Genomic DNA, 13,463 nt, shown 5'->3' with positions numbered 1-13,463 from the left:
CGGCGCTTAAATTACGCTACCATCCAACTTTTCAACCATATTGGCTGCATCAGTATCGACGGACCCCCCGCCAGCAAGCCACCCAAGCGCTACGATAACAAACGCAGCAAGAATGACGGTTTTTGCAAATAACGTCATGAAACAATACTCAGTAACAAAAAAACCAATACACGGGGGAACTTTACACAAATTCAACTTTACCCATAGTCAGGTATACCTGACCTTCATGTTGTGGGTCGGCACTGCTTTCCAACTGAATGTGCTTGCCGCAGATTGCAAAGTCGTGGTCAAGCTTGCCTGGGTTTATTGAGACAAAGGTATAAAACATGCCCAAAGCCTACCTGATCCTGCTGCTCGCGGTCTTTGCAGAAACCGTAGGGACAACTGCGTTGCAGGCCAGCCAGCAATTCACGCGGCTTTGGCCGTCGGTTCTGGTCGTTGTCAGCTATGGGTTTGCCTTCTACCTTTTGGGCCTGACCCTGAAATTCATGCCGGTTGGTATCGTCTACGCAATCTGGTCCGGATTGGGGATATTCTTCATCGCAATAATTGGCTTCGTTGTCTTTGGACAAAAACTGGACATCTGGGCCGTTCTGGGGCTGACCCTGATCCTGGCCGGAATTCTGATCATTCACCTGTTTTCGAAGACTGCGGGCCATTGAACGCCTGTTAGGGGTGGTAACTTTGCGCGTGCCGCGTTATGCGCGCGGCAACTTCCCGTTCAAAGGCTGACCTCTCATGGACCTGCGCAACATCGCAATCATCGCTCACGTGGACCACGGCAAGACGACCCTGGTGGATGAGCTGCTCAAACAATCCGGCGCGTTCCGGGAAAACCAGGCCGTGGCGGAACGCGCCATGGACAGCAACGATCTGGAACGCGAGCGTGGCATCACCATTCTGGCCAAAGCCACCTCGGTCGAGTGGAAAGGCACGCGCATCAACATCGTTGACACCCCCGGCCACGCCGATTTCGGCGGTGAGGTTGAGCGGATCCTCAGCATGGTGGACGGCGTGGTCCTGCTGGTTGATGCTGCCGAAGGTCCGATGCCGCAGACCAAGTTTGTGACCTCCAAGGCGCTGGCGCTGGGCCTGCGGCCTATCGTTGTCCTGAACAAGGTCGACAAACCGGATGCCGAGCCCGACCGGGCGCTGGACGAGTGCTTTGACCTGTTCGCCAACCTCGGCGCCGATGACGACCAGCTGGATTTCCCGGCCATGTATGCCTCGGGCCGGTCCGGCTGGGCCGATATGGAGCTGGACGGTCCACGCAAGGACCTGACCGCCCTGTTCGACCTGATCGTGGATCACGTCCCCGCGCCCAAGCAGGCCGAAAAGAAAGACGAACCTTTCCGCATGCTGGCCACCACATTGGGCAGCGACCCGTTCATTGGCCGTATCCTGACCGGGCGCGTTGAAAGCGGCACCCTGAAAGCCGGTGACAGCCTCAAGGCGCTCAGCCGCGACGGTACGCTGATTGAAAACTTCCGCGCCTCGAAAATTCTGGCTTTCCGTGGTCTGGCGCAGCAACCCATCGATGTGGCCGAAGCAGGCGACATCGTCACCATCGCCGGGATGAGCAAGGCGACAGTCGCCGACTCGCTGGTCTCGCCGCAAGTAGACGAGGCCCTGCCCGCCCAGCCCATCGATCCGCCCACCATCACCGTAACCTTCGGCATCAACGACTCGCCCCTGGCCGGGCGTGACGGCAAAAAGGTGCAGTCCCGCGTGATCCGTGATCGCCTGATGAAAGAGGCTGAATCCAACGTCGCCATCCGCATCTCTGACACCCCCGGAGGTGAAGCGTTCGAGGTTGCGGGCCGTGGCGAATTGCAGATGGGCGTTCTGATCGAAAACATGCGCCGTGAAGGGTTCGAACTCAGCATCTCACGCCCGCAGGTTCTGTTCCGCGAGGAAAACGGTCAGAGGCTGGAACCGGTCGAAGAAGTTACCATTGACGTGGATGACGAATACTCGGGCGCGGTGATCGAAAAAATCACCGGCGCGCGCAAGGGTGAGCTGGTCGAGATGCGCCCCGCAGGTGCGGGTAAAACCCGCATTATCGCCCATGTCCCCTCGCGCGGCCTGATCGGCTATCACGGCGAATTCCTGACTGACACGCGCGGCACAGGCGTACTGAACCGGGTGTTCCATGACTGGGCTACTCACAAAGGCCAGATCCCCGGTCGTCGTGCTGGTGTTCTCATCTCGATGGAAAAAGGTCAGGCCGTCGCTTACGCGCTGTGGAATCTGGAAGAGCGTGGCCGGATGTTTGTGGGCCCTCAGGCAGAAGTGTATCAAGGCATGGTGATCGGTGAGCATTCACGCGACAACGATCTGGAAGTGAACCCTCTGAAGGGCAAGAAACTGACCAACGTGCGCGCCAGCGGATCTGATGACGCAGTACGCCTGACGCCGCATGTTCAGTTCTCGCTGGAAGAGGCGATTGCCTATATCGACGATGATGAACTGGTCGAGGTAACCCCCAACGCCATTCGTCTGCGCAAGCGCTTTCTGGACCCCCATGAACGCAAGCGCATGGCGAAATCCGCCTAAATTGTGGCAAATGGTCGATTTCGAAATTGGAAACAATGACACGAGTGTGACATTTTTTCATCCATCCCAAAAATGATGAAAATGGGGAGACCTTCCGTAACGGCAGGTCTAACCCCTGTTTTTCATGGCCGTTCAACTTTTAGTAAAGTTAAAATCAAGTGACTCACCCGATCCAGCCCTTGTAAATTCGGCCAGAGAAAGGTGTATTCATGACTAAAGTGTGACGTCGTTCATACAACGCACGGTTTCAATAGTGCATAAGATCGACGCAGTAAGTAATGAGTTTCAAGGAGTAGCGCCATGCGCATCAAGTCTCGTATACTACCCGTTATATTTGCATCAGCTACACTTCCTTTGCTCGCGGCTGGTCCCGCATTGGCTGATGGGAAATGTACAGTTCGGACCGCCAAACAGTCTGTATCGACGGAAACCCTGTGTGCTTGTACCGTCGTTGAATCCCGTATGCTGCGGTATCTGCAGCGCCGTTCGGATTTCGAAGATATTCTGGCCCGGACGCTTCAGACCTGCCCCGCGTTCGCAGCAGTTCTGACCGACTTCCCGACAGCGTCGATCGGCGCGCCGTCACAACGTTCCGGCGACGGTCCGGCTGACGAAAACGGCGGTGGGTCCAGTTCTGGCGGAGGATCAAGCTCCGGAGGTGGGTCCAGTTCCGGTGGTGGATCAAGCTCTGGCGGCTCAAGCTCCGGCGGCGTGACGCCTACTGGCGGTTCCAGTGGTGGATCAAGCTCGGGCGGATCAAGTTCCGGTGGCTCCAGCTCCGGCGGATCAAGTTCCGGTGGCTCCAGCTCTGGTGGATCAAGCTCGGGTGGCTCCAGTTCCGGTGGTTCTGAAGGTGGCTCCAGCTCGGGCGGCTCAAGCTCTGGCGGATCAAGCTCCGGTGGTTCTGAGGGTGGCTCCAGCTCTGGTGGTTCCAGTTCGGGCGGCTCCAGCTCTGGTGGGTCCGAAGGTGGCTCCAGTTCTGGTGGGTCCAGCTCCGGTGGTTCCAGCTCCGGCGGTGGATCTGAAGGCGGCGGAACCGAAGGGGGTGACTCGCCCGAAGGTAACGGAACCGAAGGCGGCGGCTCGCCTGAAGCCGGTGATCAGGGCACGAACTAAGCTCGGGTTAGAATGCAAAAAAGCCAGCGGTTGTAACTATCGCCGCTGGCTTTTTGCGATGCGTTCTTGGTCTTACGTTAACTGCTACCGTAGACACCAACCCAACGCCGAGGTTGTTTGGGATCCTGCATGCGAAGGAACAGATACTGGGTCGCGGACCAGGGTTTAATTTGATTGGTCAGATTGTCCAGAACCAAATCCCCCTGCGCCGAACGGTAGACCAATACAGCATGTGCATTGCGGTGTTTGTCGAGCACAGTTGCAATCAGCAGTTTTCTGGGATCGATACCTGCGTTGATCAGATCGCGCTTTTTCAACAAGGCGAAATCCTCGCAATCGCCACCGCGCGAGGTCGGAAGCGCCCAACGTTCGCGGGTTCTGTACTGCGATTGATCGGTCACTTCGCGAATGGTGGCGTTTACGTGGCGATTGATACGCTGAACGATCTGCATCTCTTGCTGGCTGGTCAGCGACCCGGACCGTTTCGTGGTGCAGGCCCAATCATACTGGCGGCACAACTGACGTGCGCCGGTTGGCGGAGGGGACGCGGACACACTGGTGATGAAAGCCCCTTCCGAGGCCTGGGCAACGGTAGCCCCCAGGAACGTGCCAAAAGTAATGGCAACGACACCCAAAAAGCGCCCCGAACCTGCCGCAGCGCGTCCTAAGATGGACGTGAATTTCCCGCCATTCGATTTCATGCCTGTCCCTCGATCCAAGTCTCTCCGAGCGATTGTCGTCAAACCGGACCATATTCCGTTTTCAGAAACTATCCGTAAACGTGGCCGATTATGCAATCTAGGTCGAAACTGAAGGGGAAAAAGGGCGGAAATTCGTCACTTATTTTGACCATTTCGGGCAAGAAATGGGTTCAGATGGCCACAATTGTGACGGGAAACCTGAACGGACACTCGCCCGAGCAGGCTTAAGTGTATGACATTTATGAAGTAAAACTCACGCCTTTCGCGAGCCTGCTGTTGCCACAATCATGCCATCCGCGCCTTGGCTGATTTTCGCTTACATACGGCCCACTTGCACGCGACGCGCCCAAAACGCACCGCGCCTGGTGATTCTCAGTCGGTGATCTCAACCACCACCAACTCACGTTCGCTGGCATCGCGCGCGTGATCCAGCGCCGTTTGGTAGTCATCCGAATTGTAACAGTCCACCGCCGCTTCGACGGACGGGAACCGGGCGACCACATTCCGTGGCCGCTCTTTCCCTTCTAACTGAACGTAACGGGCGGCGCGGGCGATGAACTCACCGCCATGTTTGGCGATCGCGGGTCCGGCCAGCTCGGCGTATTTTCCATATGATTCGGCGTCGGTCACCGTTACGTGCGAAATCCAGAGTGCGGGCATGTTACGCTCCCAATACCTGTTCGGCGGCCTTGATCGCCGCGTCGGCGTTGGAGGCATCCTTGCCCCCGCCCTGCGCCATATCGGGACGGCCTCCGCCGCCTTTCCCGCCCAGTTCCACAACAGCGGCCTTCACCAGATCCACCGCGGAAACCGTGTCGGTCAGGTCCGACGTCACACCAGCCGCAACAGCGGCCTTGCCACCGGCATCCGCGATCAACAATACCGCGCCCGTGCCAAGACGGGCTTTGTGTTCGTCTATCAGAGCAGGCAGGTCCTTGCCCGATACACCGCTCAGCGCCTGGGCCAGGAACTTGATGCCATTGACCTCGCGTGCCTCGGCCCCGTTGCCCTTCCCCGCGCCGCCGGCCATGGCCAGGTCACGGCGCAGCTGAGCGACCTCGTTTTGCAGCGCCTTGCGTTCGTCCAGCAAAGATTTGACACGGCTGACCACATCATCCGGCTGCGCTTTCAACTCTGTCGCGATCTGGGCCAGACGATGATCCTGCGCCGAAAGATAGCGGAACGCCTCATCCCCGGTCAGAGCTTCGATCCGCCGGACACCGGCGCTGCTGGCGCTGTCGCCCAGAACAACAAAGGTTCCGATGTCGCCGGTTTGGCGCACATGCGTACCGCCGCACAGTTCAATCGACCAGGTCTCACCATCCTGTCCCTTACCGGTCGGCGCCTTGCCCATCGACACAACGCGCACTTCGTCGCCGTATTTCTCACCAAACAAGGCCTGCGCACCCAGCCCCCGCGCGTCATCCGGGGTCATGATCCGGGTCTCGACGGTCGAGTTCTGGCGGATGAAATCATTCACCTCGCGTTCAACCTTTTGGATTTCGTCCAGCGTCAGTGCTTTGGAGTGGCTGAAATCGAACCGTAGGCGGTCGGATGCATTCAACGACCCCCGCTGCGCCACGTGATCACCCAGTGTTTCGCGCAAGGCCTCGTGCAGCAAATGCGTCGCCGAGTGATTGGCACGGATCGCCGAACGGCGCGCGTGATCAACCTCCAACTCAACTGCGTCGCCCTTGGACAAAGCGCCGTGATCCACGGTCACTTTGTGCGCATAGACCTTCCCGTCTGCGAATTTCTTTGTGTCCTCGACGCGCGAAACATCATCGCGTTCTTCCAGCCGACGGATTTCACCCGTGTCGCCAACCTGACCGCCGGCCTCGCCATAGAACGGGGTCTGGTTCACCACGACCCAGCCGGTGTTGCCCTGCTCGATCTTGTCGACCAAAGCGCCATCGACGATCAGCGCGGCAACCTGACCTTCGGCTTTTTCAGTGTCGTAACCCAGGAAATCCGTGGCCCCTGCGCTGTCCAGCACATCGAACCAAACGGCCTGATCCGCTGCTTCGCCCGAACCCGCCCACGCGGCACGAGCCTTGGCCTTTTGCTCGGCCATGGCGGCGTCGAACCCATCGGTATCGACGGTTCGGCCTTTTTCACGCAGCGCATCCTGCGTCAGGTCCAGCGGGAACCCATATGTGTCATACAGCTTGAACGCCGCATCGCCGGGCAAAGCCGCACCTTCGGGCAGGCCTGCAACTTCATCATCCAGCAGTTTCAGGCCGCGATCCAATGTCTGTTTGAAACGGGTTTCCTCAAGCAGCAGAGTCTCTTCGATCAGCGGCTGCGCCTGTCCAAGTTCGGAATATTGCGCGCCCATCAGTTGCACCAGGGTCGGAACCAGCCGGTGCATAACCGGATCTTTTGCGCCCAGCAGATGCGCGTGACGCATTGCGCGGCGCATGATCCGGCGCAGCACGTAGCCGCGCCCGTCATTGGATGGCATCACCCCATCCGCGATCAGGAATGAGGTCGAGCGCAGGTGATCCGCAATCACCCGGTGGTGCACGTTCTGGTCGCCATAGGGGTCAACGCCGGTTGCATCCGCCGACGCCTCGATCAGCGTTTTGAACAGGTCAGTGTCATAGTTGTCATGGCTGCCCTGCAGCAGCGCGCCAATCCGTTCCAGCCCCATACCGGTGTCAATCGACTGCATGTCGAGTTCCACCATCGAGCCGTCCTCGAACTGCTCGTTCTGCATGAAAACGATATTCCAGATCTCGATGAACCGGTCGCCATCTTCCTCGGCCGATCCCGGTGGCCCGCCCCAGATGTGGTCGCCGTGATCATAGAAAATCTCGGTGCACGGGCCGCAGGGGCCGGTCGGGCCCATCTGCCAGAAATTGTCACTGGTGGCGATGCGGATGATCCGGTCTTCGGGCACGCCGACCTTTTTCCAGATCTCGAACGCTTCATCATCGGTGTGATAAACCGTTGTCCACAAACGATTCTTGTCGATACCGAATTCCTTGGTGATCAGTTCCCACGCGAAAGGAATCGCCTCGGGTTTGAAATAGTCGCCGAACGAGAAATTCCCCAACATCTCGAAAAACGTATGGTGCCGCGCGGTGTAGCCCACATTGTCCAGATCGTTGTGCTTGCCGCCCGCACGCACACATTTCTGCGCCGTAGTGGCGCGCTGGTAGTCGCGGGTTTCAACGCCCGTGAACAGGTTTTTGAACTGCACCATGCCCGAGTTCACGAACATCAGCGTCGGGTCGTTGCGCGGCACCAATGGGCTGGACGCGACCACCTCGTGCCCCTGCTTGGCAAAGTAGTTCAGAAAGGTCGATCGGATATCGTTCAGCGTGGGCATAAGGCTCTCTCGGCGCGAAATCATACTCGTTTGCGCAGGTTTACCGCCGCGTCCAGGGAGTGTCCACAGCATAGCCGTTCCAAACGAAACAAGGCGGCCCCGATGGACCGCCCTGTTCCCAGTATTCTCAGCACCATCGGGGTGCCGGGGGATTTCTGCTGTTCCCGTCAGCGTCCTTTACGCTTCGAGGATGTCGTCATCCTCGGCAGCGCCGGGCGGCATGTCGAAATCCAGACCGTGGGCTGCGCGAATCTTATCCTCGATCTCCAGCGCGATGCGGGAATTGTCGCGCAGGTATTGCTTGGCATTCTCGCGCCCCTGCCCGATCCGTTCGTCGCCATAGCTGAACCACGAGCCCGATTTCTCGACCACGCCAGCCTTGACGCCCAGATCCAGCAACTCACCCATCTTGCTGATACCTTCGCCATACATGATGTCGAATTCCACCTGCTTGAACGGCGGTGCCACCTTGTTCTTCACAACCTTCACGCGGGTCTGGTTGCCGACCACCTCGTCGCGGTCCTTGATCGCGCCGATGCGGCGGATGTCCAGACGGACCGAGCTGTAGAACTTTAGCGCATTGCCACCGGTGGTGGTCTCCGGGCTGCCGAACATGACACCGATCTTCATCCGGATCTGGTTGATGAAGATCACCATACAGTTCGAACGACTGATCGAGCCGGTCAGCTTACGCATCGCCTGGCTCATCAGGCGGGCCTGAACGCCCACGTTGCTGTCGCCCATGTCGCCCTCAAGCTCGGATTTCGGCGTCAGCGCCGCCACCGAGTCGACCACGACCATGTTCACAGCCCCCGAACGCACCAGCGTATCGGTAATCTCAAGCGCCTGTTCGCCGGTATCGGGTTGCGAGATCAGCAACTCATCCAGATCGACGCCCAGCTTGCGGGCATATTGCGGGTCCAGCGCATGTTCCGCATCGACAAAGGCGCAGACACCGCCACGTTTCTGCTGTTCGGCAATACAATGCAGCGTCAGGGTCGTTTTACCCGAGCTTTCCGGCCCGTAAATTTCAACAATCCGCCCCATCGGCAGACCGCCGATTCCCAGCGCGATATCCAGACCCAGCGATCCGGTCGAGCTTGCGTCGATATCCTGCTTGGCATCCTCGCCCAGCTTCATGATCGAGCCTTTGCCGAACTGCCGTTCGATCTGGGCCAGCGCACTGTCGAGCGCCTTTTGCTTATCCGCGTTTTTCTTGTCGCTCATCGTCAGAAGATCCGCCATTGTCCTGTCGCCTTCCCTTTTGTCACACCCTTTTCCGGGCGGCAATCGCTGCTTTGTTCGCCTCTTGTTCCTTATGGGACCAAAAAGAGAACATTTCAACTAAAACTTACAGAACTTACTTTTGGGCAATTGTGTTAAAGAGTCGTTTACGACACTCTGCCATCATGGTGAAATACAGTTCGGGGCCGATAAATGCTTGTTTTCTATAAAGAACGCCTTGCGTTTTTATCTGTCCCCAAGACTGGCAGCACGGCTTACCACACCGCGTTGGGTGCGCGGGCCGATCTGGTTGTGACCGGCCCGCCCGAGTTGAAACACGCGCCGGTGCGCCGGTTTGATCGGTTTTTTCAGAACATGTACCGAAAGATGTACGACACCGAGATGGAAATCATGGCCGTCGTGCGCGAACCGATTGACTGGCTGGGCAGTTGGTACCGCTTTCGCAGCCGCGAGGATCGGATCGGCCATCCCCATTCGACCCGCGATCTGAGCTTTGATGAGTATGTTCGCGCCTATATGCAGAACCCGCGCCCCGGGTTTGCGGATGTGGGCAGCCAAAGCCAGTTTTTTCGGACCAGAAACAACGGGGTCGGTGCGACCCATATCTTCAAATACGAACATCAGGACAAGATCCTGAGCTTTTTGCAGGACCGGTTGCAGATGGACATCTCTCTGCCGCGCGAGAATGTATCCCCGCCGGGCGACCTGACCCTGTTAGCCGAGACCGAACGAAAGTTCCGCAGCAAACACGCCGAGGAATTCGCAGCCCATGACGCCGCCCTTTGAAGCAAACCTTAAATCTGAGACGCGAATACCCTTGGGCGCTCGCGGGCCATTCGTGTCGCAGGGTAATTCAGGCTAAAGGTCGCACGCTTTAGGCAAGCTGCTGGTGCACGGCTTCGGTTAGCTGGTTTAGTGAAAACGGCTTGGGCAGGAAGGTCGAGTTGGCGATCTGTGGCCCTGAGTCTCCGAATGCACCTTCGGTGTAGCCCGACACAAAGACCACCCGCGCATCAGGCCGGGATTCTAACGCCTTGCCCACCCAGGTCGGCCCATCCATACCCGGCATGACCACATCGGTGACAAAGACGTCCACGATCAGGTCAGGGTCTTCCAGAAGGCGCAGGGCATCCTCGGCCGATTCCGCCTCGAGCACCGTATAGCCTTTCAGGCGCAAGGCCCGGGTTGCAAAGGCGCGAACCGGCGCTTCGTCTTCCACCAGCAGCACAACCCCTTCGCCCTGACGCGCTGATTGGACGACCGGTGGTGCCTCTTCCACCGCCTCCGGGGCCGAGGCCGAAGTGCAGACCGGCAGAAACACGGTGAAATCGGTTCCCCGCCCCGGCGCGCTGTCGACAAAGATGAAACCGCCGGTCTGCTTGACGATGCCATAGACGGTGGACAGGCCCAGCCCTGTCCCCTCACCCGTTCGTTTGGTCGTATAGAACGGCTCGAACACCTTTTGCAGTTTGTCGGCGGGAATGCCGATGCCGCTGTCGCTGACCTTTACAGTCACGTATTCGCCCGGCGGTACACTCGCACGGTCGCGGCGCAGGGGTTCTGTCAGGGCCAGCACCTCGGTCTCGATCCGAATCTCACCCCCATCCGGCATGGCGTCGCGTGCGTTGACCACAAGGTTCATCAGAACCTGCTCCAATTGGCGTTTATCGGCACGCACGGGTTTCAGCACCGGATCATGGCTGAGGGTCAACTGCACCTTTTCCCCCACAAGCCGGTTCAGCAAATGGATCAGGTCCGAGATCGTGTCGCGCAGGTCCAAAACCTCGGGTCGCAGGGTTTGTTTGCGCGAAAACGCCAGAAGCTGGCTGACCAAGGCTGCGGCGCGGTTGGCGTTCTGGTTGATCTGGACGAGATCGGCATAGTCGGGGTCGTTGTGGTCATGGCGCAGCAACAGCAAATCGCAATGGCCCGAGATGGCGGTCAGCAAATTGTTGAAATCATGCGCGACGCCACCCGCCAACTGCCCGACGGCCTGCATCTTCTGTCCCTGCACGAACTGGGCCTCAAGGGTCTTGAGCTCGGTCGCATCGTTCAGAACGGCAATCAGGCAGACCTGCCCGTCATCGATCACCCGCCTCAGCGTCACCTGCACGAAAATCTCTTTGTCATCGCGGGTAAGGCGCAGGAATTCGGACCGCTGCGTGTCTTCTCCGGCCGCGGTCCTTTCCAACCATTCGAGGATCGGATGGCCCAGCCCCTGCATGATGTGGCTAATGTTGGTGTGGTTCAGATGGCTTCCGCCCAGCAGTTTCAGCGCAAGACGGTTGGCTTCCTGAATCGTTCCGTCCGGCAGCAGGCACATGATCGGAACAGGCAGATCGGCAAAGCATGTTCCGACCCCATGGCTTGGTGTCTCGGCCAAAGGCACCAGCGCCAGATTGCGCCCAATACCCGAGCGCGACAGTTGTGTCACGGCGGCAGGCGTCGTGCCGTTTTGTGTTGTGAGTTGCCGAATTCCACCGTCGGGCCCAAGGCTATCCGGCAGAAACTGGTCCATTCTTTCGGGCCGAAATCCCAAAAGACGTTCGGCGGCGGCGTTAAGGTCCAGCACCACGCCGTTTCGCCCCTCGGTCAAAACAGGCAGGGACAGATCCGTCCACGGACCGCCGTCATTGAGATGAAACCGCCAGCAAAACAGGCCGTTTCCAAGCCCGAAAACAGAAACCGGGATGGTTGCGTCATGGGTGACAATATCCTCATGCGCGCGCCCCTGAGCCTGCGCCTGTGATTGAAGGCGCAGCAGAATCGCGGCGGGATTGGCAAAGACCGATCGCAAACATCTGGCCAGGCCTGCACCCGGATCGGCTTGAAACCTTTTTTGGGCCTGTGCGTTCGCGATAAGGATGTCGCCATGCGCGTTCGCGATCAGGCATGGACACGGGTCTTGCTGCGCAAAGGCGGCCATGACCGACGCCATCTGTTGCGCCGAGCGATTTGCCAGCATCGTCTTTGCGACGACGCCCAGCACGACCAACAGCAAGGACCCACCCGACACCCACAAGCCATACATCCAGTCCGAGGACAAAAAACCGGACATCGGCGCCAAGGTCAGAACAAGCGCCACAACAGCCAAAGAGCCTGCGCGCCACGCGGGCGGTGATTTCTGGTCGGGCGGATCAGAAAAAAACTCGGCAGCGTCGGACATGAACGGTTCGGTCAATTGGGCGTTGGGGTATTTCGACCCCAATTTGGTTAATTCCCGCTTAACGAAAATCGAACAACGGGCTTCTACCCAAGGTTGCTATTCGGTGACGCGCTACCGCGTCAAGTGTGCCGTAAAGAATCCATCCGTGCCGTGTGCCACTCGCCACGATTTGCGCAGATGTTCATGCCATTCCGGGTTTGCATTCAGGAACGCGTCAACAACGTCTGCGTTCTCGCTATCCAACATCGAACAGGTCGCGTAAGCCAGTACGCCACCGTCCCGGACCAAAGGCGCAATCGTGACCAGAATATCCGCCTGAATGATGGTCAGTTCTTGCAATCGCGTTTCGGTGAGCGCCCATTTACCCGCAGGCGCGCGCCGCCATGAGCCACTGCCTGAACACGGCGCGTCGGCCAGAACGATGTCAAACGGCTGGTGTCGGGCCAACTCGTCTGACGTTACCAACGTCACTTTGGCCCCGGCGCGCTCGGCCCGGTTGGGCAGGTCCCGCATCCGCGCGGCATTGACGTCATGCGCAAAGACCTCGACCCCTTGATGCGCGGCCAAGGCCAAAGCCTTCCCACCGCCGCCGGTGCAATAATCCAGAACCCGCTGGCCCGACCGCATGTCCAGCGCCGCGACGACCGCCTGGCTCGCGGCGTCCTGCAGCTCGACCAGACCGTCGAGATAGGCCCGGCTCTGCGCAATCTTGCGCGCGCCTTCGGTTACCTCCAAAGCCGTTGGGCAGATCCCCAGCGGGTGAGCGGTTATGCCGTCGGCCTTCAGGCGTTCCGTGGCAAGGGGCAAGTCGGCCTTCAGAAGGTTTACCCGCAGATGCACCGGAGCCCGGTTTTGCAAAGCCTCAGCCGCCGCTATGGCATCATCTCCAAGCGAAGCCGAGAACCGAGGCCAGAGCCACTCTGGGATGTCAAAACGTTCCGCATCCGTCGTGACCGCGCGCGCAGTCTCGGAGGATTGAACAGGTGCAGGGGCATGTCGATCGCCAGTGAACAGGGTGTCCACATCGCCATCTTTTGCACGGATTGCCCCGATCATAAGCCCGCGCCCGGTGCATGCGCCGCCAAGCGCGGCAAAGGACCGCTTGCAGCGCAGGGCATCAAATACATGATCCCGAACCGCCGCGCGATCTTTTGACCCGGCAAACCGGCTGCGCCGGGCCCAGCCGGTCAAGGCCTTTTCAACCGGCGCGCCATCCAAAATCTGATCCAGAATTTCAATCGAGGCCTGAATGCGGGCTGCAGGTGTCATTGCCTATTCCGTTTCCTGTTACGCGCGGCGCAAATGCAAAACGGCACCCGCTAAAGGGTGCCGTCTGCATCCAAAT

At 58.9% G+C, this 13,463-nt stretch carries 10 protein-coding genes; 4 read left to right on the top strand and 6 right to left on the bottom strand.

Features of this window, described 5'->3' with window-relative positions:
* Positions 1-326: 326 nt before the first annotated feature.
* The 3 genes from ACR0AC_RS07735 to ACR0AC_RS07725 all read left to right on the top strand — a co-directional run bounded on the left by ACR0AC_RS07735 (position 327) and on the right by ACR0AC_RS07725 (position 3,672).
* The gene (locus tag ACR0AC_RS07735) at positions 327-662 is read left to right on the top strand and encodes an SMR family transporter (protein WP_170518694.1); all 336 of its coding nucleotides are present in this window, start codon (positions 327-329) and stop codon (positions 660-662) included.
* A gap of 76 nt (positions 663-738) precedes the next feature.
* Positions 739-2,556 carry a translational GTPase TypA gene (gene typA / locus ACR0AC_RS07730; protein WP_480626020.1) on the top strand — a complete coding sequence of 606 codons (1,818 nt, stop codon included), beginning with the start codon at positions 739-741 and terminating at the stop codon, positions 2,554-2,556.
* Between the two features lie 462 nt (positions 2,557-3,018).
* Entirely contained in the window at positions 3,019-3,672 is a 654-nt protein-coding gene (locus tag ACR0AC_RS07725; RefSeq protein WP_480872691.1) for a hypothetical protein, read from the top strand.
* A 77-nt stretch (positions 3,673-3,749) separates the two neighbouring features.
* Here ACR0AC_RS07725 and ACR0AC_RS07720 read toward each other — a convergent pair whose 3' ends face one another.
* From ACR0AC_RS07720 to recA, 4 genes are all read right to left on the bottom strand, one after another.
* Positions 3,750-4,373, bottom strand: coding sequence for a transglutaminase-like cysteine peptidase (locus tag ACR0AC_RS07720; protein ID WP_480626021.1), 624 nt, complete (start codon positions 4,371-4,373; stop codon positions 3,750-3,752).
* Between the two features lie 372 nt (positions 4,374-4,745).
* Complete coding sequence (locus tag ACR0AC_RS07715; RefSeq protein ID WP_170450596.1) at positions 4,746-5,033, bottom strand: DUF1330 domain-containing protein; 288 nt, start codon at positions 5,031-5,033, stop codon at positions 4,746-4,748.
* A gap of 1 nt (position 5,034) precedes the next feature.
* Positions 5,035-7,707, bottom strand: coding sequence for an alanine--tRNA ligase (gene alaS, locus ACR0AC_RS07710; RefSeq protein WP_480872689.1), 2,673 nt, complete (start codon positions 7,705-7,707; stop codon positions 5,035-5,037).
* Positions 7,708-7,884: 177 nt separating this feature from the next.
* Entirely contained in the window at positions 7,885-8,952 is a 1,068-nt protein-coding gene (recA, locus tag ACR0AC_RS07705; protein WP_170629954.1) for a recombinase RecA, read from the bottom strand.
* 192 nt (positions 8,953-9,144) lie between these two features.
* Between recA and ACR0AC_RS07700 the strand changes: the two genes are divergently transcribed.
* Positions 9,145-9,738, top strand: a complete 594-nt coding sequence (locus ACR0AC_RS07700; RefSeq protein WP_170450590.1) for a gamma-glutamyl kinase — start codon at positions 9,145-9,147, stop codon at positions 9,736-9,738.
* A gap of 88 nt (positions 9,739-9,826) precedes the next feature.
* Here ACR0AC_RS07700 and ACR0AC_RS07695 read toward each other — a convergent pair whose 3' ends face one another.
* Positions 9,827-12,118, bottom strand: coding sequence for a two-component system sensor histidine kinase NtrB (locus ACR0AC_RS07695; protein ID WP_480780608.1), 2,292 nt, complete (start codon positions 12,116-12,118; stop codon positions 9,827-9,829).
* A 111-nt stretch (positions 12,119-12,229) separates the two neighbouring features.
* Positions 12,230-13,387, bottom strand: a complete 1,158-nt coding sequence (locus ACR0AC_RS07690; RefSeq protein ID WP_480780609.1) for an RsmB/NOP family class I SAM-dependent RNA methyltransferase — start codon at positions 13,385-13,387, stop codon at positions 12,230-12,232.
* Between the last annotated feature and the right edge of the window lie 76 nt (positions 13,388-13,463).

Source organism: Ruegeria sp. H7 (assembly GCF_056532945.1).
Note: the sequence above shows the minus strand (reverse complement) of the source record. Positions and strands in the feature narration are given on the sequence as shown.

Bases quoted from the DNA above. Each gene is read 5' to 3' on its own strand.
- ACR0AC_RS07725 (WP_480872691.1), top strand. From the start codon at position 3,019: ATGCTGCGGTATCTGCAGCGCCGTTCGGATTTCGAAGATATTCTGGCC.
- recA (WP_170629954.1), bottom strand. From the start codon at position 8,952: ATGGCGGATCTTCTGACGATGAGCGACAAGAAAAACGCGGATAAGCAA.
- ACR0AC_RS07715 (WP_170450596.1), bottom strand. From the start codon at position 5,033: ATGCCCGCACTCTGGATTTCGCACGTAACGGTGACCGACGCCGAATCA.
- ACR0AC_RS07720 (WP_480626021.1), bottom strand. From the start codon at position 4,373: ATGAAATCGAATGGCGGGAAATTCACGTCCATCTTAGGACGCGCTGCG.
- ACR0AC_RS07700 (WP_170450590.1), top strand. From the start codon at position 9,145: ATGCTTGTTTTCTATAAAGAACGCCTTGCGTTTTTATCTGTCCCCAAG.
- ACR0AC_RS07735 (WP_170518694.1), top strand. From the start codon at position 327: ATGCCCAAAGCCTACCTGATCCTGCTGCTCGCGGTCTTTGCAGAAACC.
- ACR0AC_RS07695 (WP_480780608.1), bottom strand. From the start codon at position 12,118: ATGTCCGACGCTGCCGAGTTTTTTTCTGATCCGCCCGACCAGAAATCA.
- alaS (WP_480872689.1), bottom strand. From the start codon at position 7,707: ATGCCCACGCTGAACGATATCCGATCGACCTTTCTGAACTACTTTGCC.
- ACR0AC_RS07690 (WP_480780609.1), bottom strand. From the start codon at position 13,387: ATGACACCTGCAGCCCGCATTCAGGCCTCGATTGAAATTCTGGATCAG.
- typA (WP_480626020.1), top strand. From the start codon at position 739: ATGGACCTGCGCAACATCGCAATCATCGCTCACGTGGACCACGGCAAG.